This window comes from Serratia marcescens (assembly GCF_029846115.1).
Lineage (GTDB): Bacteria > Pseudomonadota > Gammaproteobacteria > Enterobacterales > Enterobacteriaceae > Serratia > Serratia marcescens_L.
This window is the reverse complement of record NZ_JARVZZ010000001.1, coordinates 2,342,895-2,363,044: the sequence shown is the minus strand read 5'-3', so window position 1 is coordinate 2,363,044 and position 20,150 is coordinate 2,342,895. Positions and strand designations below refer to the sequence as shown.

Below are 20,150 nucleotides of genomic sequence, written 5' to 3'. Positions count from 1 at the left end.
AGGGGTTCAGCATGCTGAACCCCTTCATTCGGACGGCCGAGGCAGCCGGGAATTAACGGTCGCCTTTGGTCAGCTCGCGCTTCATATCGATGATGGTCTGGTATTCCGCCAGGGTGGTGTCGCCGATGTGTTGTTTGCCGCCCATCGCTTTGATAAAGCACTGGTGATCGTCTTTATCCAGCTTCTTGATGGCGGTGACCACTTTGGCCTTGAAGTCGGCCGGCAGCGAGTTGCTCACCAGGATCGGACCGTTCGGGATCAGCGGCGACTGCCAGATGATACGGATCTGCTTCATCAGGTCCGGGTGATCCATGCGGATCATGCGAGTGAACGCGCCGCTGGTGTAGCCGGTGTTGTAGTCGCCGATCATCGACGCCCAGGTCACCGCGCCTTCGAACTGGCCGTTCAGCACGCCGAGGATGTCCTGCTCGTGGCCGCCGGAGAAGGTGACGCTGGAGAAGGTGTTGTTGTATTTGTTGTCGACCGTGCCGCCGAACAGCTTTTTAAACGCCTGGTTCGGGATCAGGAAGCCCGAGGTGGAGTCCGGATCGGCGAAGCCGATGGCCTTGCCCTTCAGGTCTTCCAGTTTCTGGTACGGGCTGCCGGCCTTCACCACCACCACCGAGTGGTAGCCGCGCGACTGGTCGACGTCATCGACCGCGATGCCGACGATGTCCACCGCTTTCGGATCCTTGATGTAGACCGAGGCGAACGACGACGGCGACATGCTCAGCACCAGGTCAATCTTGCCGCCCAGCAGGCCCTGGATCACGCCGGAATAGTCGGACGAGTTGCGCAGCTTGGTATCGACGTTCAGCTCCTTGTCCAGGAACTGCTTCACGCACTGGTTATCGCCGATCTGCTGGGTGGCGTTCTGGCCGCCGAGAATGCCCAGGTTCAGCTCTTTCGGCGCATCCGCTGCGGCAGCATTAAATACCATCATCGCGCCGGCCATCAGGGTGGTCAGACTCAATACTTTTTTCATCAGGTGTGCCTTGTGTGTAAAGGGTAAAGGTCAAAAGTGCTTCAATGGATCTGATTGGCTTCTTCGCCATACAGCTGGTGCAGGATCCGTTCGTTCAGTTGCGAAGGATGCCCGTCAAACACGATCTTCCCGTGGGCGATGCCGATCACCCGCGAGCAATACTCTTTCACCAGTTCGACCGAGTGCAGATTCACCATCACCGCGATGCCGTCTTCGCTGATTTTCTGCAGCGCGTCCATGATGCGGCGGGTGTTTTTCGGATCGAGCGACGCGACCGGCTCATCGGCCAGCAGGATTTGCGGGTTTTGCATCAGCGCGCGGCAGATGGCGACGCGCTGCATCTGGCCGCCGGAGAGGTTCTCGGCGCGCTGCAGCGCATGCGGCAGCATGTTGAGCCACTGCAACAGCTCGATGGCGCGAGCGCGGTCGGCGTCATCGAACAGTTTGAAGAAGGATTTCAGGGTTGAAGTGTGGCTCAGACGGCCCAGCAGCACGTTGGTCATCACGTCCAGCCGCGGCACCAGGCAAAAGTCCTGGAAGATCATGCCGCAGCGCGCGCGCCACTGGCGCATCTGGCGGCCGGCCAGTTGCGCGATATCCTGCGCGATGCCGTCGTCTTCGAAGTGCAGCATCTCGCCGCAGCTGGAAGGAATGGTGCCGTTCAGAGTGTGCAGCAGCGTGGACTTGCCGGCGCCGGAACGGCCGATCACCGCCACGAATTCGCCGGCGTGCAGATCGAAATTGATGTCATCCAGCACGCGCTGCTGCGCTTTGTAGGCCTTGCCGAGTCCCTTTACCGATAATACTTTGCGGGATGCGGCGGCGTGCTGCCCTGGAAAGTCGTGCTGTGCCAATTTTAACAGTGCCTGAGCCATATGATTTCTCTGGTTTCAGTGGCTAATCATTATGGGCACCTATTAACGGATAAGTTTATGACAGTGGGATGATCGTTTTATGGCCGGGGCGTGACGCGTGCCGCCCCGGCGTTCGCCTCACGCCAGGGTGAAGAAGTCCAGCCCCAGCACCGTCTTGACCTGCTGCAGCGTCTGCTGGCTGACCTGATGCGCGCGGCGGGTGCCGTGCTGCAGGATGCGCGTCAGCTCGCCTTTATCGGCGATGAATTCGGTGCGGCGGGTGCGGATCGGCTCAAGCAGGCTCTGCAGGCAATCCTCCAGCAGCCGTTTGATTTTCACGTCCCCCAACCCGCCGCGACGGTAATGCGCCTTCAGCTCCGCTACCAGCGCGGCGTCTTCGCAGAAGGCGTCCAGGTAGGTGAACACCATGTTGCCCTCCACCCGGCCGGGATCGCTGACGTTGAGATGCCCGGGATCGGTGAACATGCTCATCACCGCCTTGTGCACCTCGTCGGCGCCGGCGCCAAGCTGGATGGCGTTGCCGCGCGATTTCGACATCTTGCCCTGCCCGTCCAGCCCCGGCAGACGCCCGACGTTGCTCAACAACGGCTGGCACTCCGTTAATATCGGTTGGCCGACGATGTGGTTGAAACGCCGCACGATCTCATTGGTTTGCTCCAGCATCGGCAGCTGATCCTCGCCGACCGGCACGTGGGTGGCGCCAAAGGCGGTGATGTCCGCCGCCTGGCTGACCGGATAAATCAAAAAACCGGCCGGCAGGCTGCGAGCGAAATCCTTCTCGGCGATTTCGTTTTTCACCGTCGGGTTGCGTTCCAGCCGCGCCACGCTGACCAAGTTGAGGTAGTACATCGTCAGCTCGGCCAACGCCGGCAGCGCCGACTGCAGGCAGATCGTGGTCTTGTGCGGATCGATGCCCACCGCCAGATAATCGGCCACGACGTTAAGCACGTTGGCGCTGATTTTTTGCGGGTTGTTGCCGTTGTCGGTCAGGCCCTGCAGATCCGCCACCATCACCGTTTGGTTATGCTGGTGCTGCAGTTCGACGCGCTGGCGCAGCGAGCCGACGAAGTGGCCTAAATGCAGTGGGCCGGTGGCGCGATCGCCGGTAAGAATGGTGTAACTCATGACAGTGCTCCTGAAGGTCTGTAGACCGCCGGATCAACGCCACAAAAAATAATGCCGCCAAACCGGCGGCATTAAAAAGAGATGTGAATACTCGTGCCGCCTCAGAAGAGGCGCCACCATGACTGATTGTGGGTGGAGTGCATCGATATATTCATGCCATCAAGGTATACCCGCAGCGGCAGCGCGTCAATAGCCCGCCGCCGGCGCGTAAGACGGCGTTACACTCCGACATTTGCGTTCCTGGCCTGGCGCGCTAGGGTAAAACCTTCAACCTGAAAAAGGAGCGCATGATGAAGATCGGATTTGCCGGACTGGGTGGGATGGGCAGCGCCATGGCGGCCAACCTGTTGCAGGCGGGCTTCGCCTTAACGGTATGGAACCGTTCGCCGCAGGCGGCGCAGCCGCTGGTGAGCGCCGGCGCGCGGCAGGCCGAACGGCCGGAACAGCTGGCCGATGCCGACGTGCTGATCACCATGCTGGCCGACGATGCCGCCACGCAACAGGTGGTGGTGGGCAGCGGGTTGCTGCAGCGGATGAAACCGGGCGCGCTGCATATCAATATGGCGACCATCTCGGTCGAACTCGCCAGGCGTTTGACGGCGCTGCATGAGGAACACGGCATCGGCTATCTCGCCGCGCCGGTGCTGGGGCGGGTCGACGTGGCGGCCGCCGGCAAGCTGAATATTCTGGCGGCCGGCGATAGCGGGCTCCTGAAGAAAGCGCAGCCGCTGTTCGATGCCCTCGGCCAGAAAACCTGGCACTTCGGTGCCGATCCGGCGCAGGCCAACGTCGTCAAGATCGCCACCAACTTTACGCTGGCCAGCGCCATTGAAGCGATGGCGGAAGGCAGCGCGCTGGTGCGCAACTACGGCGTGTCCGGCGCCGACTACCTGCAGATGCTGAGCGGCACTGTCTTCGCCGCCCCGGCCTATCAAGGCTATGGCGCGCTGATCGCCGCCGAGAAGTATTCCCCCGCCGGATTCCGGCTGGCGCTGGGGCTGAAGGACGTCGGGCTGGCGCTGGCTGCCGGGGCCGACAGCCATACGCCGATGCCGTTCGCCGGGGTGCTGAAAGACAATTTCCTCGACGCGATGGCGCAAGGGGATGCGGATCTGGACTGGGCCGCGCTGGCCAAAGTGGCGGCGCGGCGGGCGGGCCTGAAATAACGAACGGGGGCGTTAGCCCCCGTTTTTCCGTTCTCAGAACACGATGTCCGCCGCGGGCACGGCGCGGATCGGCACGCCGAAGCTTTCGATATTCGACAACGTCTCGTTATGGTGGGTGCGGATCAGCAGACCGTCGGCATAGGGTTTGTCGTGGCAGGTGTGGGCATCCGCCGCCAGCGTCACCGGATAACCGTGCGCCGCCGCGCTGCGCACCGTGGTGTCGATGCAAAACGGCGTGGAGTAGCCGCAAACCACCAGCTGCGATACGCCGTGGGCGATCAGTAACGCGCCCAGCGAGGTGCGCAGGAACGAGTCCGGCGTGGTTTTATCCACCCGGTGATCGCCGGGCGCCACCTTTAGCGCCGCGAGCACTTGCCAGGCGGCGCTGCCGTGCCGCAGCTCATCGTCCGGCGTGTGGTGCTGAATCACGACAACCGGCACGCCCGCCAAGCGGGCGCGCTCGCTCAGCTGATTGATGCGCGCAACGGTGCCCGCGGCATCCGCCGGCGGCGGCGTAAACAATCCTTCCTGCACATCGATAATCAACAGCGCGGTGGTCATGGCGGCTCCCGAAGAGAAGATAAATAGCGTCAGCACACCGGCTGGCGCGGGCGGAAAATATGGTCGACGCCCTGCTCACGTAGCCGGTTCACCAGATCGTGCCCGCCGTTCGGCGTGGCGTGCGCCAGCTGCCGCTCGGCGGTAAACACCGGGCTGGCCCAGAACAGGTTCACCGGATCGCCGTACTGCTGCGGCAGAGCCAGGTGCGCGCTGTGCGGGTAGAAGGACGACGATAAAATATAACCCTCGTAGCCCAGCGGCGCCACGTCCGACTCCAGCGTATGCCCTTCGCCGATCCAGGTCAGCCGCGCCCACGGCGCGTGCGCGAAACCGGCCAGTGCGCTGGCCATCTGCACCGCGTTGTCTTCGGTCATGTATTGGCTGTCGATGGCGATCGCCATCTCCATGCGGCGATAGCGCGAAGCCTCGTCGTTGAACAGGATCTCCACCCACGGCATCGGCCGGATGCTGACCCCCATGGTGAGGAAGTAATAGATGCCGTCGCGCTCGTGCTGGGTGATGGCCATCGGCGGCCACTTGCCCTGATCGATGGCGTAGTACTTCACCGAAGGGCCAAAATGCGGCTCATAGCGCGCCTGAAAATCGCGCTGCATCTTCGGCCACGGGTTGCCCTCTTCACGCTGCCAGCTGCGCCAGAACTGGCGGGTGCTCTCCGCCTGCGCATACTGGGTGTTGGTCGAGGCCGAGCCGAGCGGATAAGCCAGTGGGCTCTCCTTGATGCAGCTGGCGGAATAGCACACCGAATGGTCGATATACAGACTCCAGCCGGGGATCACCGCCAGCAGTTGGCCGTAATACCACAGGGCCGCGCCGTCGTCGCTTTCGCTCCACACCACCATCAGCCCTTCCGGGTTCAGCGGCGCTTCGCCTTCCAGGTTGCGGCAATACTCCGCCGCCAGCATCGGCGGCTGCCCTTGTTCCAGCGCGGCGCGATCTTCCTGCAGCGGCGCGGCGGCCAGGTTGCGCAGCCAGCAGGCGCGCACCTGATAGCGATCGCTGTAGGCTTCGGCGGGATAGATATAAAAATAGGCTGCCCGGTGATCTTGCTGAACCACCGCAACCAGCGTCTGGTTCTCATTGCTGACTTCAGCAAGTACGTATGACTCGTTCATATCACCTCAATAGGGTCAGGGCGCGGCAGAATCGGCTGCGCGCCAAAAATGGAATGTGGCTTTGCCCCCAAGTGTAAAACGCATTACTGGCCGGATCACCCGTAAAAGTCTCAAAAGCGTCCGTAAACGAAGATAAACAAAGGTTAATTATAGCGGCTGTGACTCATGACGGCTGAGTGATGCGCCGCACCGCGCGCTGATAGGAGCCGTTGCGCATCGACGCGCCCAGCACCTTGCCAAGGCCTGCGGCGCCCATCCGCACCAGCCGCCGCCGCAGCGCACCCGGATGAAAACCGAACTGCCGCTGCGCCCAATCGGGTAACAGATCGATGCCCGCCTGCATCACCACCCCACCGAGCGGGCGCGCCAATACGCTCGGCGCCGGCGCTTTCAGCAGAATGCGCGCCACCTCTTGCGTGCGTTCATCGCAAACCAGCTGGGGCCGCATTGCCTGCAGGTATTCTTCTATCTCCGCGCAGGACTGAGGAATTGCGGTCGCCCCCAGCGCGGCGGCCACGCGCGCCGCTTCGCGGTAGTATTGATCCTGCAAATCGCGGGAAAGATGGGGGTTGCGGTAGCGCAGGTGACTGGCCAGAAAACGGCTGCTCTCCGCGACGTGCACCCAGGTGAGCAGCGCCGGATCGCTGGCGGCATAAGGCGTGCCGTCGCTGCCGACGCCGGTCACCCGCAGATGGATAGCTTTGACTTTGGCGATCAGCCGCTCCGCCTCGGCGGTCGGGCCGAAGGTGGTGACCGACACGAACTGGCTGGTGCGGCGCAGGCGGCCAATCATATCGTCGCGGAAGTTGGAGTGATCCCACACCCCGGCCAGCGCCAGCGGGTGCAGCATCTGCAGCAGCAAGGCACTGACGCCGCCGCACAGCATCGGGGTGAAATCGCGGTGTACCTGCCAGATGACCGACTGCGGGCCAAACAAGCCCGGATCGCCCGGCGGGTTCTCAAAATCGACGCCGCCGAGCGCCAGCCCGGTCAGGCTGAGCACCTGTTTTTCTATCGCTGCGCGTACCGCTTCCATCCTGCTGCCCTCTCGCTCATTCAGCGGCCAGTGTATCACGCGGCGGGCGCCCCATTACGCCCTGCGGCGGTTGAAAGCATTAACTTACTGAATTACAGTTGTTATACCGCTGGCAGAAAGGCGGGCCTATTCGATCCACTGCAGAGGCGCTTTGCAGGGCGTTAACCCACGTTAATTCGGCACTAACCCCACAAAACCTCTATCTAGTTTTTTTCCTCCAACTTAGATAGCAGAGAGTTCGATGATTACCATCAGAGCACGCGCGGCGGAAGACAACGCGCAATTGGCAGATATCTGGCTGCGTTCGGTGCGCGCCACTCACCATTTTTTAACCGAAGACAACATCGCGCAGCTGTTCCCGCTGGTGCTGAACGACTACCTGCCGGCGGTTAACGTCTGGGTGGCCGAAGAGCGGCCGGGGCACCCCTGCGGCTTTATCGGCCTGAACGGCAACAAGGTGGAGATGCTGTTTATCGACGCCGATCAGCGCGGCAAAGGGGTGGGCAAAGCGCTGCTGACCCACGCGGAAACGCTGCACGATGAACTGCAGCTGGACGTGAACGAGCAAAACCCGCAGGCCAGCGGTTTCTATCGCCACTACGGGTTTGTCATCACCGGCCGCTCGCCGCTCGACGGCCAGGGCAACCCGTTCCCGCTGCTGCACATGAAGCTGGATAAACGCTAGCCCTCCCGCCGGCCGCCCTGCGGCCGGTTTTCTCCCCCCTGTTTCACCCGCCGTTTTATATATCAAATCAGAATAAGTAATAGAATTTACATTCTTCCTGTCACTATAAACCCTCGGTAGGATTGCCCGGTATTCACCCGCAACAGAGGTTCCGTCCGCCACTCCCCGCCGGGTTGTGCCCGCCGAAAAGCCGAACGATCCCTGTCCGGCGCACCGAGCTCTGGACGGAATGCTGTGAAGTATCGATAAGGATCCGCTTCGCTATGATCGTTCTTTCGAACGTTTGCAAAACTTTTGACAGCACACAGGGCCGCGTCGTGGCGGTAGACAACGTCAGTCTGGCGGTAGAGGCCGGGCAAATTTACGGCATCATCGGCTACAGCGGCGCCGGCAAAAGCACGCTCATCCGCCTGCTTAACGGCCTGGAAACGCCCACCAGCGGCCGCATTGACGTAGGCGGCTTCGATATCGCCCGCGCCAAAGGCAGCCACCTGCGCCAGGCGCGCCTGAAAATCAGCATGGTATTTCAGCACTTCAACCTGCTGTGGTCGCGCACCGTCAGCCAAAACATCGCTTTTTCCATGCAGATCGCCGGCGTGCCCAAGGCGCAGATTGCGCCGCGCGTGGCGGAACTGATCGCGCTGGTCGGCCTGCAGGGGCGCGAAGACGCCTATCCGTCTCAGCTCAGCGGCGGCCAGAAACAGCGCGTCGGCATCGCCCGCGCGCTGGCCAATAACCCGAGCGTGCTGCTGTGCGACGAGGCCACCTCGGCGCTCGATCCGCAGACCACCGACGCCATTCTCGACCTGCTGCTGGACATCAACCGCCAGCTGAAATTGACCATCGTGCTGATCACCCACGAGATGCACGTGGTGCGCAAAATCTGCCACCGCGTGGCGGTGATGGAAAACGGCCGCATCGTCGAAGAAGGCCCGGTGCTCGACGTGTTCACCCGGCCGCAGCAGCCGATCACCCGGCAGTTCGTCAAACAGGTGTCACAGTATGCGGACACCGAAGAGAGCTTCAACCCGCTGCTCACCGCCCACCTGCCGGGGGCGATTTTCAAGCTGACCTTCGTCGGCGTGCAAACCCATCAGGCGGTGATCTCTGAAGTGATCCGGCGCTATGCCCTGACCGTCAACATTCTGCACGGCAAGATCAGCCACACCCTCAACGGTTCGTTCGGCGAACTGTATATCCACGCCGAAGGCAACGAACAACAAGTCGCCGACATGCTCAACCTGCTGCACGAAAGAGACATCGCCGTCGAGGTTATCCAACATGATTGAATCCCTGTTCCCCCACCTGCGTCTGGATCAACTGTGGGACGCCACCTGGGAAACGCTTTACATGACCGGCATCGCCGGTTTGGCCACGCTGGTGCTGGGCATCGTGCTCGGCGTGCTGCTGTTTTTAACCTCGAAGGGCCAGCTGTGGCAGAACCGGGCGGTCTACTCGCTGATCTCCGTGTTGGTCAACGTCTTCCGCTCCATTCCGTTCATCATTCTTATCGTGCTGCTGATTCCGTTCACCAAGTCGCTGATCGGCACCATTCTCGGCGCGGACGCGGCCCTGCCGGCGCTGATCGTCGGCGCGGCGCCGTTCTACGCCCGGCTGGTGGAGATCGCGTTGCGCGAGGTCGACAAAGGGGTGATCGAAGCGGCGCGCTCGATGGGCGCCAAAAACCGCACCCTGATTTTCCGCGTATTGCTGCCGGAGAGCTCGCCGGCGCTGGTTTCCGGCATCACCGTCACCCTGATCGCGCTGGTGAGCTACACCGCGATGGCCGGGGTGATCGGCGCCGGTGGCCTGGGCAACCTGGCCTATCTGGAGGGGTTCCAACGCAACCACAGTGACGTGACGCTGGTGGCGACGCTGACGATTCTGCTGATCGTTTTCGTCATTCAGTTCATTGGCGACACCCTGACAAGAACGCTCGATAAACGTTAATTAACCAAGGAAAACGATGATGAAAAAGCACCTACTGATGTTGGCTTTCGCCTCTGTCGCCACCCTCGCCTCTTACGGCGCCGCCGCCGCGACCAAGCTGGTGGTCGGCGCCTCCAACGTGCCGCACGCCGAGATCCTCGAACAGGCCAAACCGATACTGGCGAAGGAAGGCATCGATCTGCAGATCAAGCGCTTTCAGGACTACATCCTGCCGAACACCGCGCTGGCCAGCCACGACATCGACGCCAACTACTTCCAGCACGTGCCTTACCTGAACTCGGTGCTGAAAGACCACGCCGACGACAAGAGCTACGACTTCGTCAGCGCCGGCGCGATCCATATTGAGCCCATCGGCATCTACTCGAAGAAGTACAAGAGCCTGAAAGATCTGCCGGAAAACGGCAAAATCATCATGCGCGACGCGGTGGCGGAAGAAGGCCGCATCCTGTCTATTTTTGAACGGGAAGGGGTGATCAAGCTGAAACCGGGGGTGAGCAAGGTGGACGCGCGCATCACCGACGTGGTGGAAAACCCGAAACACCTGAAGTTCCAGGCCAACGTTGAGGGCGCGCTGCTGCCGCAAATGTACAACAACGACGAAGGCGACGCGGTAGTGATCAACGCCAACTACGCCATCGACGCCGGGCTGAATCCGACCAAAGATCCGATCGCGGTCGAAAGCGGCGAAAACAACCCATACGCCAACATCATCACCGTGCACAAGGCCGACGTGAACAAGCCGGAGATTGTGGCGCTGGTGAAGGTGCTGCACTCCAAGCCGATTCAGGACTTTATCCGCGAGAAATACCAGGGCGCGGTGATCCCGGTCAATCAGTAATCGGTTACACGGCCCGGTAAAAGCCGCAATGCCGCTCACTTAAGCCTGAGTGGCATTTTTTTATCCAGCCTCTGGGCGTTCTGTGCAGGGGAATTGCCGTAAATGTCCGCATTTCTCTGTGGCCAATATGAACGGCAATTGGAGGGGCCGCGCCTTCGGCCCCTGGCTCGGTCGAGGAGCGTGAGCCACATGGGGCATCTCACTTTTATCGACCGAAAATGTCACGAACGCCTGCAGAAAAACGCTAACTGATCAGCATTGCGGTAAAAGCCGGGCCGGTTGTTACACCTTATTGCCAATCTGGCTGAGCCGCGGCCACACCAGCATCAACGCCTCCAGCAACCGCAGCAGATCGCTCCGGCTTGCCCCTTCGCGCGCCTGCACCGACATGCCTTCAATGGTGCAAATCACGTATTTCGCCAGCAGTACGGTGTCGGTTTTCGCCAGCAGTTCGCCCTGCTGCACCTTGCGATCGAAGCAGGCTTTCAGCGCCGCTTCCTGCGCATGATGCTTCCTGCGCAGCATCTGGGCGACGTCATCGGACGCCGACGACAGCGCGGCCGAGGCGCACACCATGAAACAGCCTGACGGCGTATCGGGATCGGTAAACACTTCGACGGAAGAGCGCACGTAGGCTTCGACGATCTCGGCCACCGGCAGATCCTGCTCCAACAGTTGGTTGGTGCAGGTGGTGTATTTTTGCAGATAGCGTTCCACCGCCGCGCGGAACATCCCTTCCTTGTTGCCGAACTCCGCATACAGCGTCGGCGCCTTGGCGCCGGTCACTTCCACCAGATCGGCCAGCGAGGTGGCTTCATAGCCGTGCCGCCAGAACAGATCGAGCGCGCTTTCCAACGCCCGATCGCGATCAAATTGTTTCGGTCTGCCGCGGCTTTTTTTGCCGCAGACCGCTTCATTGATGCCCATCGTTCCTCTCCTATCCCGCTCCACGGCAGGGTTAGCACAAATAACTTAACGATCATTATAAAAAAATATTGCGCCCTCGTCGAGAACCGATTAGCATTTAGTTATCGATCGTTAAGATAATTTAGCGAAGCAGATTAACCCCCTCTATTTACCGTTATCGGAAAGGAAATAACATCATGAAAAACTTAAAATTAACCTTAGCAGCTCTCACTCTGGCCAGCGTTTCCTTCGGCAGCTTCGCCGCTGATTTGGTCCAGAACCAACCGGCAGACCAGCAGAAAGTGGGCGTCATCACCGTCAGCGGCGCATCCGATCTGACCTCGCTGGAAAGCAGCCTGGCCGCCAAAGCCGATCAGGCCGGTGCCAAATCCTTCCGCATCATCGGCGCCGGCGGTAACAACCAACTGCATGGCACCGCAGAAATCTATCAATAACAAGGTATTAAACCAGCGGATCGCGAGAAATTCTGCTCCCGACGCCAGGGCGTTAAAAAAAATTAATTAACGAGCATTAAAAAAATACTTGCAATCCGTCAAACCGGCATCTAACATTAAATTATCGATCGTTAATTAATTTAACGACCTTACAAAACTAACATCGTAAAGAACAAAGATAGGAAATAAGACCATGAAAAACCTGAAAATGACCATCGCCGCCATCGCACTGGCTTCCGTCTCCTTCGGCAGCTTCGCCGCCGAACTGGTCAACGCTCAACCGGCCGATCTGCAAAAAGCCGGCGTCGTCACCGTCAGCGGTGCTTCCGACCTGAGCAGCCTGGAAAACAAACTGGCGGCCAAAGCCGACGCAGCCGGCGCCAAATCCTTCCAGATCATCGCAACCACCGGCGACAACAAATTGCACGGTACCGCGATCATCTACAATTAATTGCCACACCGGCAATCGCGCAAAAGGGCGGCTCAGGCCGCCTTTTGTTTGTTTTGATGCCAACGTTCTGTTGTAAGCTGTAGCAACCTTTTCTTGCTGAGCCGAGCAACGCCATGACTCCCCTGCTGTTTCACAAATATCACGGCCTGGGTAACGACTACCTGGTTTGCCACCGTTCGGTCGCCGATCGTCTGAGCCAGGAACAGATCCGCCTGCTGTGCCACCCGCATTACGGCATCGGTTCCGACGGCCTGCTGATCGACAGCGGCGACGCCGTCAATCCCACCCTGCGCATCATCAACCCGGACGGCTCCGAAGCGGAGAAAAGCGGCAACGGCCTGCGTATCTACGCGCGGTATCTGTTCGACAGCGAGCGCGTGGGGCATCAGCCGTTTCTGGTGCATACCGCCGGCGGCGACGTGCGTTGCCAGGTGGCGGAAGACGCGCATCAGATAACCGTGGAGATGGGGCGCGCCAATTTCAGCCCGGCGGCGCTGCCGGCCTTGATCGATCTGCCGGAGGCACTGAACTATCCGCTGCCCCTGATGGAGGAGACGTTAAGCGTTTCGCTGGTGTCGATGGGCAACCCGCACTGCGTGGTGCCGGTGGAAAAACTGGATCTGGCGCAGGTGCATCGGCTCGGACCGCAGATTGAACGCCATCCGCTGTTCCCGAAACGCACCAATGTACAACTGGTGGAAGTGGTCGATCGCCAGACGCTGCGCATCGGCATCTGGGAGCGCGGCGCCGGTTTTACCCTCGCCTCCGGCAGCAGCAGCTGCGCCGCCGCCAGCGTGATGCGCAAGTTGGGACAAGTCGACGATCGGGTTAGCGTGCGGATGCCGGGCGGCGAACTGCAAATCGCCTTCAGCGGCGATTTTCAGGTCAGCATGCGCGGACCGGTGCATAAAATCGCCACCCTGACGCTGGACGAAGATTGTTTTGCCGGCGGCGCGGGGCTGTTTACGGGATCCACCCCAGCAGCCTGAACCACAGATAATCCAACGGCACCAGCAGCGCAAAACTGAGCGCGGCCAACAGCAGGCACAGCTTTAGCCCTTCGCGCGCCGGCACTTTGCCCATCCCCATCGCCACCACGATCGGCGAGGCCTGATACGGCAGCAGCGGCGTGGCGTAACCGATCACCTGGGTCATCAACACCGTCAGCAGCGGCAGACCGCTGCCCGCGGACAGCGCCTGCGCCAGCGGGGTAAACAGCGCCGGCACGCCGTTGGCGGTCACCACGAAATTCAGCAACGCGGTGATCCCCACCAGCGAACCGAATGCGGTGAACGGTTTGCCGTGCAGATCCGGCATCATCGCCAGCAGCGCACCGCCCAGCCGATCGCCAAGCCCCGAGTGGCTGACCAGCGCGGTCAGCCCCAGGATCCCCGCCACGTAGATGCAGGTGCGCACGTTAACCCCGGCGGCGAACTGCTCGCCGTTGAGAAACCCGATACGTGGCAACAGGCAGAAGCAGGCCGCCGCCAACCCGATCCAGGCGGGGGCGATGCCGTGCCAGCTGTCGGTCATCCACAGCAACACCGTGGCACCCAACAGTGCGATCAGCCGCCATTCGGCGGCGCTGAGCGGGGTTTGCGCCGCCTCGGCCGCCACCGGCTGCGGCCGCGCACGGAACAGGCCGCAGATGCACAGCGTCAGCAGCGCGCCTTTGGCGATCCCGAGCACCGGGGCGTGCAACAGCAGGTAGGAAAGATAAGCGAAGTGGCTGCCGTAGGCGCTTTCCGCCGCGCCGCTCATCACCAGATTGGGCACGTTGGCCGGCAGGATGCTGGCGGAGAGCTGGAAGGTGCCGAACCCCACCGCCAGCGCCAAACCGATGCGGCCGCGCGAGCCCTCCACCAAACCGGCGCGATCGGCCAACGCCATGACGATCGGCATCAGCAGCGTAATGCGCCCCATGTTGGAAGGCATGACAAACGCCAGCGCGTAGCTTATCGCCACCACCCCGCCCACCAGGCGGAGCCAGGAGCCGGCCAGGTGCGGCAAGAGCCGGTTGGCCAGGCGATCCGCCAAACCGGTGCTGCGGATGGCGGTGCCCAGCACAAAACCGCTGAGCACCAGCCAGAATGCGGAAGACGCGAAACCGGAAAAGGTCACCGCGGCAGGCGCCAGCTGCAACACCATCACCGCCGCGAAGAACAGCAGCGCGACCAAATACTCCGGCAAGCGGGCGCTGGCCCATAGCGCGATGACCACCAGCGTGACCAGCGCGGACAGCGCCATCGGATCCCCTAGCATAGTTTCCTCCCTGATAAAACGTTGTGATTGTTATCAAACGGTTAACAGGGTGGCACAAGGCGCGGGCGCTAACCTTGAAACCGCTCACATATCGCCGTTCTTCAGATTTTTCAGCATGCACACGTTGCAACCGTGATGGCCGGTGTTGCCGCGCCGTTCCGTCAGCAGCGTGAATCCCAGCGCGTAGTACAACCCGATCGCCTCTTTCAACTGTTCGGTGGTTTCCAGGTAGCAGTAGCGATACCCCGCCGCCCGCGCCGCCTTCAGCGCCTGCACCACCATATAGCGCGCCATACCCAGCCCACGCGCGCCGGGTTTGAAGAACAGCTTCTGCAGCTCGCAATAGCCGGGCTCTTCGCCCGCCAACGGCGCCATGCCGACGCCCCCCACCACCTGCCCGTCCCGCTCCAGCACCCAGTAGTGGCCGCCGTTGTCGCGATACAGGCCGGTCAGCCGATCGAGATCCGGATCGTGCAGGCTGACGCCTTCCATCTTGTCCATGCCGTACTCACGAAACACGTCGCGAATGATCGCCGCCATCGCCGCATCGTCGCGCGCGGCGATCGGCCGCACCCGCAGGTTGGCGTCGCGCTGTTTGCGTGCGCTGCGCAGCGCCGCGGTCATCTTTTTCATCGCCGCGGTGGTGCTCGCCAGCTCATCGTCGTCCAACTGCGCCAGCGCCGCCTGCATAAAACCGTCGGCGTCGCTCTCGATGCCGGCCAGCGCCTTGCCGCCGTTTTTACTCAGCCGATGCAGGTTGTGCCGCTTGTCATCCGGATGATCCACCGTTTCTATCACGCCGGCGGCGACCAGGCTGCGCAGCGCCCGGCTGGCGCTGGCCTTGTCGATGCAAAGCCGGGCCGCCAGCTCGGTGACGCCCAGCGGCTGCTCGCTGACTTCGATCATCAGATGGATCTGCAGCGGCGAAAAGCGCGAGCCGTTGCTCTGCTTGTTCAACATGCCGAATTCTCTGACCAAACTGCGCGCCAATGCTCTGAAATCCCTGATGTTCACGACGTTATGCTCCCCTGTTCTTCCACCTTCACGCTAGGTTGGATGGATTATTGGTTGATAGTGTTACCTAATTTCGAACATAACGATAACGCATAAACAATTGCGAATGAATAACCAACGGGGCACCTGAATATGTCAAAATATTTCACACACAAGAACTTAAAACCAAAAAAACAATCATTTTAAAAATTAAAACCCAAATTAAAATTTAAAATTAAAATAAAAAACCAATTAAAATGAGCGCAAAAACAGCAAACCTTGAAATAGCAAAAAATAAAATAAATATCTATTTGAAAAATAAAATATAAAAATTAAAACGTGAAAACTTGATAGCAACAACTTAACCGCTATCTGGTCAACGTCGGTTACATATTTACGCCTGCCTTCGCACGCCTCCCTGCACCATTGTCCCTTTTGCCAAAAGTAGCCCATGCTTTAACTGCTCCTCTCCTTCTGGCTAACCGGGACGCTGGCTCATGACGAAAAAAACCACCCTGCTGCAATTCTTTCACTGGTACTACCCCGACGGCGGCAAACTGTGGCAGGAGGCCGCCGAGCGCGCCCCGCACCTGGCCGAACTGGGCATCACCGACCTGTGGCTGCCGCCCGCCTGCAAGGGCGCTTCCGGCGGCTACTCCGTCGGCTACGATACATACGATCTGTTCGATCTCGGCGAATTTGACCAGAAAGGCAGCGTGGCCACCAAATACGGCGACAAGGCGGCGCTCGAACACGCCGCCAATACGCTGCGCGAACACGGCGTGGGGGTGCTCTACGACGTGGTGTTCAACCACAAGCTCGGCGCGGACGAGAAAGAACAGGTACACGTGTTCAAGGTGGACGCCAACAACCGCAACGACATCGACGACCAGGGCTTCGACGCGCTGGCCTACACCCGCTTCACCTTTCCCGGCCGCCAGGGCGTGCATTCCGAGTTTATCTGGGATTACACATGCTTCAGCGGCGTCGATTACGTTGAGCAGCCGGACGACAAAGGGGTGTTCAAAATCGCCAACGACTATGGCGACGACGGCTGGAACGATCAGGTCGACGACGAAAAAGGCAACTACGACTATCTGATGGGGGCCGACGTGGAGTTCCGCAATGCCGCCGTGACGGAGGAGCTCAAATACTGGGCGCGCTGGCTGTTGGAAAGCCTGCCGTGCGACGGCTTCCGCCTGGACGCCGCCAAACACATTCCCGCCTGGTTCTTCAAAGAGTGGGCGGATCACGTGCGCGGCAGCGCACAGCGCGACCTGTTTATCGTCGCCGAATACTGGTCGCACGATCTCGGTGCGCTGCAACAATACATCGAGTTGGTGGACGGCAAGGTGATGCTGTTCGACGTGGCGCTGCACCTGAAGTTTCATCAGGCGTCGAAACAGGGAGACGGCTTCGACATGGCGCAGATCTTCACCGATACCCTGACCGCCGCCGATCCGGCCCACGCGGTAACGCTGGTCGCCAACCACGACACCCAGCCGTTGCAGTCGCTGGAAGCGCCGGTGGAACCCTGGTTCAAACCGCTGGCCTACGCGCTGATCCTGCTGCGCGAACAGGGCGTGCCCTGCGTGTTTTACCCCGACCTGTATGGCGCCAGCTACCGCGACAAGGGGCGCGACGGCGGCGAGTACCAGATTGATATGCCGGCGATCCCGGAGCTGGAGAAGCTGATTGCCGCCCGCCAGCGTTTCGCCAACGGCCCGCAAACCGACTACTTCGACGACAGCCACTGCGTTGCCTTCAGCCGCGCCGGCACCGCCGAGGCCCCCGGCTGCGTGGTGGTGCTGACCAACGGCGGCGAGAGCGGCAAGACCGTCGCACTGGGCGCCGATTTGGCGCACACCGCCTGGCGCGATTTCCTCGGCAACCGTCAGGAGGAAATCACCACCGACGACCAGGGCAGTGCCCATTTCCCGGTCAACGCCGGCAGCGTCAGCGTTTGGGTGCCGGCCGCCAGCCTGTGAGCGCCCGCCGCCGCGTAATGATGACGCGGCGGCAAAACTAATGTTTGCCTTTCGGGTCTAACTTACGCTATCAACTGCGCAAGCCATTCACACCGGAGCCTAAATAGGGTACAAGGCTGCATGAAAATTCCAAAACGACTCCAGCCGCTGGTTGATGACGGGTTAATCGACGACGTCATCCGCCGGTTGAAAAGCGGCAAAGAAGCCGACGTGTTTATCGTGCGCTGCGGCGATGAGATCCGCTGCGCCAAAGTGTACAAAGAGGCCGAGAAGCGCAACTTCAAGCAGGCCGTTCACTATCAGGAAGGGCGCAAGGTGCGCAACAGCCGCGACGCGCGCGCCATGAGCAAAGGCTCCAAATTCGGCCGCCAGCAGCAGGAAGAAGCCTGGCAAAACACCGAAGTGGACGCACTGTATCTGCTGGCCAAGGCCGGGGTGCGGGTGCCGCAGCCGGACATCTGCCTGGACGGCGTGCTGCTGATGGAGCTGATCACCGACGAAGAAGGCCTGGTGGCGCCGCGCCTGAGCGATGTCATCCTGACGCCGGAACAGGCGCGCGCCGATCACGCCCTGATGATGAACTACGCGGTGCGCATGCTGTGCGCCGGGCTGGTGCATGGCGACCTGTCGGAATTCAACGTGCTGATGGATAAAGACGGGCCGGTGATCATCGATCTGCCGCAGGTGGTGGACGCCGCCGCCAACAACCACGCCAAAAGCATGTTCGAGCGCGATATCGGCAATCTGGCCGAGTATTACGGCCAGTTCGCGCCGGAGCTGCGCGACAGCCAATACGCCAAAGAGATTTGGGCGCTGTATCAGGAAGGCAACCTGACACCGGACAGCACTCTCAGCGGCCGGTTCAGCGAAATCCAGAAACGCGCCGACGTCGGATCGGTGCTGGAAGAGATCCAGGCCGCCGGCGAGGAACACCAGCGCCGCATGATGGCGCGCAACGCGGAAGAGTAACGCGCCGCGCTATTCGACGCGAAACACGTCCGGCCGCTGCGGCGTCGCCGCCTCGTGATAGATATCCCCCAGATAGCCGGCGATCTCCTCTTCGCGCAGATCGGCCGGCAGCACGATATCGTGACTGGGGGCATATTTGCGCTCCGGCAACGTCACGCGGAACAGCCGCCATTCGTCCCCGATGCGCTTCACGCCCAGCAGACGGCCGAACACGTTAAAAATCATCATCCGCCATTCCCTCTCTCGTCGCTTTCAGGCTATAACACTGTGATGCCGCCGCAGTGAAAAGGAAAGCGTATGAGTGAAAAAACGCCGCAGTTCTGGCGCGATCCGCAGTTGCCGTTCGTCGAAGCCCGCGCCATCGCGGATGGCCGCCAGGTGTGTTACAGCCTGCACAGCCACGAATTCTTTTCCATCGGCGCCATCACCGGCGGCGTCAGCACCTATGTCAACAGCGAGCGGCGCATGCAGGTCAGCGCCGGCGATTTGGTTGTCATCAACCCGCAGCAGGCGCATGCCTGCAACCCCATTGCCGATCGCCGTTGGTCGTACATCATGTTCTATCTCGATCTCGCCTGGCTCGGCGCGCTGCAGCAGGAGCTGCTCGGCGGCGACGGCGACCGTTTTGTTCCGTTCAGCCAGCCGCTCAGCCGCGATCCGGCGCTGTTCCACGGCCTGAACCGGCTTTATGCGCTGCTGACGGATCCGCTGTGCTGCGCGCTGGAAAAACAGATCGCCATGGTGGAGTATTTCAGCGCCCTGCAGCTCGGGCTGGGCGATGTCCGCCAGCCGGAGACACCGTCGCATACCCGACTGGAAGCGGCGGCGGCGTTTATCGACGCGCACTGCACCCGGCCGCTGACGCTGGACGACATTTGCCGCGCCGCCGCGCTGTCCCCTTCTTACCTGATCCGCGCCTTCCGCCAGCGCTACGGCATGACGCCGCACGCCTATCTGGTCAACCGTCGCGTGCAGCACGGCCATCGGCTGTTGAAGAGCGGCCTGCCGATCGCCGCAGCCGCCAGCGAAAGCGGCTTTGCCGATCAGGCGCACTTCCAGCGCACCTTCAAGCAGCTGCTGGCCGCCACGCCGGGGCAGTATCAAAAACCTTCCGCCAGCAGATAGCAGGCGCTGGCCGCCAACAGCAGCGCCATCGCCCGGTTGAAACGCCGCACGTTGCGCGCCTGCCTGAGCAGGCCATGCAGCATCGCGCCGACATAGGCCCAGCAGGCCACCGAGGCATAGCAAATCACGAAGTAGAGCCCGGCGAACTGCCACAGCAACAGCATATCGCCGTCGCCGACAAAGGCGCCGAAGCTGGCTACCGACGCCAGCCACGCCTTGGGGTTCAGCCATTGCATCAGCGCGCCGTACCAACAGGAAGGCGCCCGCGCCGCGCCGTTGCCCAATCTGCCGTCGTCAAACGCCAGCCGGTAGGCCATAAACAGCAGGAAGGCCACGCCGGCCCACTGAATCAAGCGGGTCAATGCCGGCCACAGGATCAGCAGCTGGTGCATGCCCAATCCCAGCAGCACCAGCAACAGGGTAAATCCCAGCGTGGCGCCGAACACGTGGCGCTGGGTCGCGCCAAAGCCGAATTGCGCCCCGGCGCTCAAGGCGACGATGTTGACCGGGCCGGGAGTGATGGAGGCCGCCAGCGCAAACGCGGCCATGGAAAGGTAGATGTTCATGATGGGCACCTGAGAAAGTATTCACAGGCGCCAGAATGCCGGCCGCCGCCGCCAACGTATTGAACAGAATTGCCCTGTTCG

22 protein-coding genes are annotated in these 20,150 nt (G+C 61.1%); 11 read left to right on the top strand and 11 right to left on the bottom strand.

Going from position 1 to position 20,150, the window contains the following annotated elements; all coding sequences use genetic code 11:
- Nucleotides 1–52: 52 nt before the first annotated feature.
- The 3 genes from phnD to trpS all read right to left on the bottom strand — a co-directional run bounded on the left by phnD (nucleotide 53) and on the right by trpS (nucleotide 2,985).
- Nucleotides 53–985 carry a phosphonate ABC transporter substrate-binding protein gene (phnD, locus tag QDT79_RS11100; protein WP_025302014.1) on the bottom strand — a complete coding sequence of 311 codons (933 nt, stop codon included), beginning with the start codon at nucleotides 983–985 and terminating at the stop codon, nucleotides 53–55.
- A 41-nt stretch (nucleotides 986–1,026) separates the two neighbouring features.
- Nucleotides 1,027–1,860 (bottom strand): phosphonate ABC transporter ATP-binding protein, encoded by an 834-nt coding sequence (gene phnC / locus QDT79_RS11095; RefSeq protein ID WP_130018399.1) that lies wholly within the window; start codon nucleotides 1,858–1,860, stop codon nucleotides 1,027–1,029.
- A gap of 117 nt (nucleotides 1,861–1,977) precedes the next feature.
- Nucleotides 1,978–2,985, bottom strand: coding sequence for a tryptophan--tRNA ligase (trpS, locus tag QDT79_RS11090; RefSeq protein ID WP_308316495.1), 1,008 nt, complete (start codon nucleotides 2,983–2,985; stop codon nucleotides 1,978–1,980).
- Nucleotides 2,986–3,275: 290 nt separating this feature from the next.
- On the opposite strand from trpS, the gene QDT79_RS11085 reads away from it, so the two are divergent.
- Nucleotides 3,276–4,151, top strand: coding sequence for an NAD(P)-dependent oxidoreductase (locus tag QDT79_RS11085; RefSeq protein ID WP_107227366.1), 876 nt, complete (start codon nucleotides 3,276–3,278; stop codon nucleotides 4,149–4,151).
- 33 nt (nucleotides 4,152–4,184) lie between these two features.
- Here QDT79_RS11085 and QDT79_RS11080 read toward each other — a convergent pair whose 3' ends face one another.
- From QDT79_RS11080 to QDT79_RS11070, 3 genes are all read right to left on the bottom strand, one after another.
- Nucleotides 4,185–4,712, bottom strand: a complete 528-nt coding sequence (locus QDT79_RS11080; protein WP_107227365.1) for a cysteine hydrolase family protein — start codon at nucleotides 4,710–4,712, stop codon at nucleotides 4,185–4,187.
- 29 nt (nucleotides 4,713–4,741) lie between these two features.
- The gene (locus tag QDT79_RS11075; RefSeq protein WP_038880072.1) at nucleotides 4,742–5,845 is read right to left on the bottom strand and encodes a suppressor of fused domain protein; all 1,104 of its coding nucleotides are present in this window, start codon (nucleotides 5,843–5,845) and stop codon (nucleotides 4,742–4,744) included.
- Between the two features lie 163 nt (nucleotides 5,846–6,008).
- A complete protein-coding gene (locus QDT79_RS11070) occupies nucleotides 6,009–6,881 on the bottom strand; it encodes an oxygenase MpaB family protein (RefSeq protein ID WP_063991250.1) in 873 nt (290 codons plus the stop codon).
- A gap of 241 nt (nucleotides 6,882–7,122) precedes the next feature.
- Between QDT79_RS11070 and QDT79_RS11065 the strand changes: the two genes are divergently transcribed.
- The 4 genes from QDT79_RS11065 (at nucleotide 7,123) to QDT79_RS11050 (ending at nucleotide 10,354) form a co-directional block, all read left to right on the top strand.
- Nucleotides 7,123–7,566, top strand: coding sequence for an acetyltransferase (locus QDT79_RS11065; protein WP_015377088.1), 444 nt, complete (start codon nucleotides 7,123–7,125; stop codon nucleotides 7,564–7,566).
- Nucleotides 7,567–7,829: 263 nt separating this feature from the next.
- Nucleotides 7,830–8,855, top strand: a complete 1,026-nt coding sequence (locus tag QDT79_RS11060; protein ID WP_063991249.1) for a methionine ABC transporter ATP-binding protein — start codon at nucleotides 7,830–7,832, stop codon at nucleotides 8,853–8,855.
- Nucleotides 8,848–9,516 carry a methionine ABC transporter permease gene (locus QDT79_RS11055; protein ID WP_033637581.1) on the top strand — a complete coding sequence of 223 codons (669 nt, stop codon included), beginning with the start codon at nucleotides 8,848–8,850 and terminating at the stop codon, nucleotides 9,514–9,516. The genes QDT79_RS11060 and QDT79_RS11055 overlap by 8 nt, the downstream gene beginning before the upstream one ends.
- Nucleotides 9,517–9,535: 19 nt before the next feature.
- A complete protein-coding gene (locus QDT79_RS11050; RefSeq protein WP_063991248.1) occupies nucleotides 9,536–10,354 on the top strand; it encodes a MetQ/NlpA family ABC transporter substrate-binding protein in 819 nt (272 codons plus the stop codon).
- Nucleotides 10,355–10,636: 282 nt separating this feature from the next.
- Here the strand turns inward: QDT79_RS11050 and QDT79_RS11045 are convergent, their stop codons facing one another.
- Nucleotides 10,637–11,281 carry a TetR/AcrR family transcriptional regulator gene (locus QDT79_RS11045; protein ID WP_063991247.1) on the bottom strand — a complete coding sequence of 215 codons (645 nt, stop codon included), beginning with the start codon at nucleotides 11,279–11,281 and terminating at the stop codon, nucleotides 10,637–10,639.
- A gap of 176 nt (nucleotides 11,282–11,457) precedes the next feature.
- Here QDT79_RS11045 and bhsA (QDT79_RS11040) point away from each other — a divergent pair, with 176 nt between their 5' ends.
- The 3 genes from bhsA (QDT79_RS11040) to dapF all read left to right on the top strand — a co-directional run bounded on the left by bhsA (QDT79_RS11040) (nucleotide 11,458) and on the right by dapF (nucleotide 13,155).
- Nucleotides 11,458–11,715: a multiple stress resistance protein BhsA gene (gene bhsA, locus QDT79_RS11040; RefSeq protein WP_033637578.1), complete on the top strand. Its 258-nt coding sequence runs from the start codon at nucleotides 11,458–11,460 to the stop codon at nucleotides 11,713–11,715.
- 193 nt (nucleotides 11,716–11,908) lie between these two features.
- Entirely contained in the window at nucleotides 11,909–12,166 is a 258-nt protein-coding gene (gene bhsA / locus QDT79_RS11035; RefSeq protein WP_004939517.1) for a multiple stress resistance protein BhsA, read from the top strand.
- Nucleotides 12,167–12,279: 113 nt separating this feature from the next.
- Nucleotides 12,280–13,155, top strand: coding sequence for a diaminopimelate epimerase (gene dapF, locus QDT79_RS11030; RefSeq protein ID WP_107227364.1), 876 nt, complete (start codon nucleotides 12,280–12,282; stop codon nucleotides 13,153–13,155).
- On the opposite strand, the gene QDT79_RS11025 is transcribed toward dapF, so the two are convergent.
- Both QDT79_RS11025 and QDT79_RS11020 read right to left on the bottom strand, forming a co-directional pair.
- Nucleotides 13,130–14,428 (bottom strand): SLC13 family permease, encoded by a 1,299-nt coding sequence (locus QDT79_RS11025; protein ID WP_063991244.1) that lies wholly within the window; start codon nucleotides 14,426–14,428, stop codon nucleotides 13,130–13,132. The genes dapF and QDT79_RS11025 overlap by 26 nt on opposite strands.
- Nucleotides 14,429–14,512: 84 nt before the next feature.
- Nucleotides 14,513–15,418: a bifunctional helix-turn-helix transcriptional regulator/GNAT family N-acetyltransferase gene (locus QDT79_RS11020; RefSeq protein WP_107227363.1), complete on the bottom strand. Its 906-nt coding sequence runs from the start codon at nucleotides 15,416–15,418 to the stop codon at nucleotides 14,513–14,515.
- Between the two features lie 500 nt (nucleotides 15,419–15,918).
- On the opposite strand from QDT79_RS11020, the gene amyA reads away from it, so the two are divergent.
- Together amyA and QDT79_RS11010 are read left to right on the top strand one after the other, a co-directional pair.
- Entirely contained in the window at nucleotides 15,919–17,409 is a 1,491-nt protein-coding gene (gene amyA, locus QDT79_RS11015; protein WP_308316494.1) for an alpha-amylase, read from the top strand.
- 120 nt (nucleotides 17,410–17,529) lie between these two features.
- A complete protein-coding gene (locus QDT79_RS11010) occupies nucleotides 17,530–18,378 on the top strand; it encodes a PA4780 family RIO1-like protein kinase (protein ID WP_063991241.1) in 849 nt (282 codons plus the stop codon).
- A gap of 9 nt (nucleotides 18,379–18,387) precedes the next feature.
- On the opposite strand, the gene QDT79_RS11005 is transcribed toward QDT79_RS11010, so the two are convergent.
- Nucleotides 18,388–18,606 (bottom strand): DUF7661 family protein, encoded by a 219-nt coding sequence (locus tag QDT79_RS11005; protein WP_025301999.1) that lies wholly within the window; start codon nucleotides 18,604–18,606, stop codon nucleotides 18,388–18,390.
- Nucleotides 18,607–18,675: 69 nt separating this feature from the next.
- Between QDT79_RS11005 and QDT79_RS11000 the strand changes: the two genes are divergently transcribed.
- Nucleotides 18,676–19,503, top strand: coding sequence for a helix-turn-helix transcriptional regulator (locus QDT79_RS11000; protein ID WP_308316493.1), 828 nt, complete (start codon nucleotides 18,676–18,678; stop codon nucleotides 19,501–19,503).
- Here the strand turns inward: QDT79_RS11000 and QDT79_RS10995 are convergent.
- Complete coding sequence (locus QDT79_RS10995; RefSeq protein WP_308316492.1) at nucleotides 19,479–20,069, bottom strand: LysE family translocator; 591 nt, start codon at nucleotides 20,067–20,069, stop codon at nucleotides 19,479–19,481. The genes QDT79_RS11000 and QDT79_RS10995 overlap by 25 nt on opposite strands.
- Nucleotides 20,070–20,150: the final 81 nt, after the last annotated feature.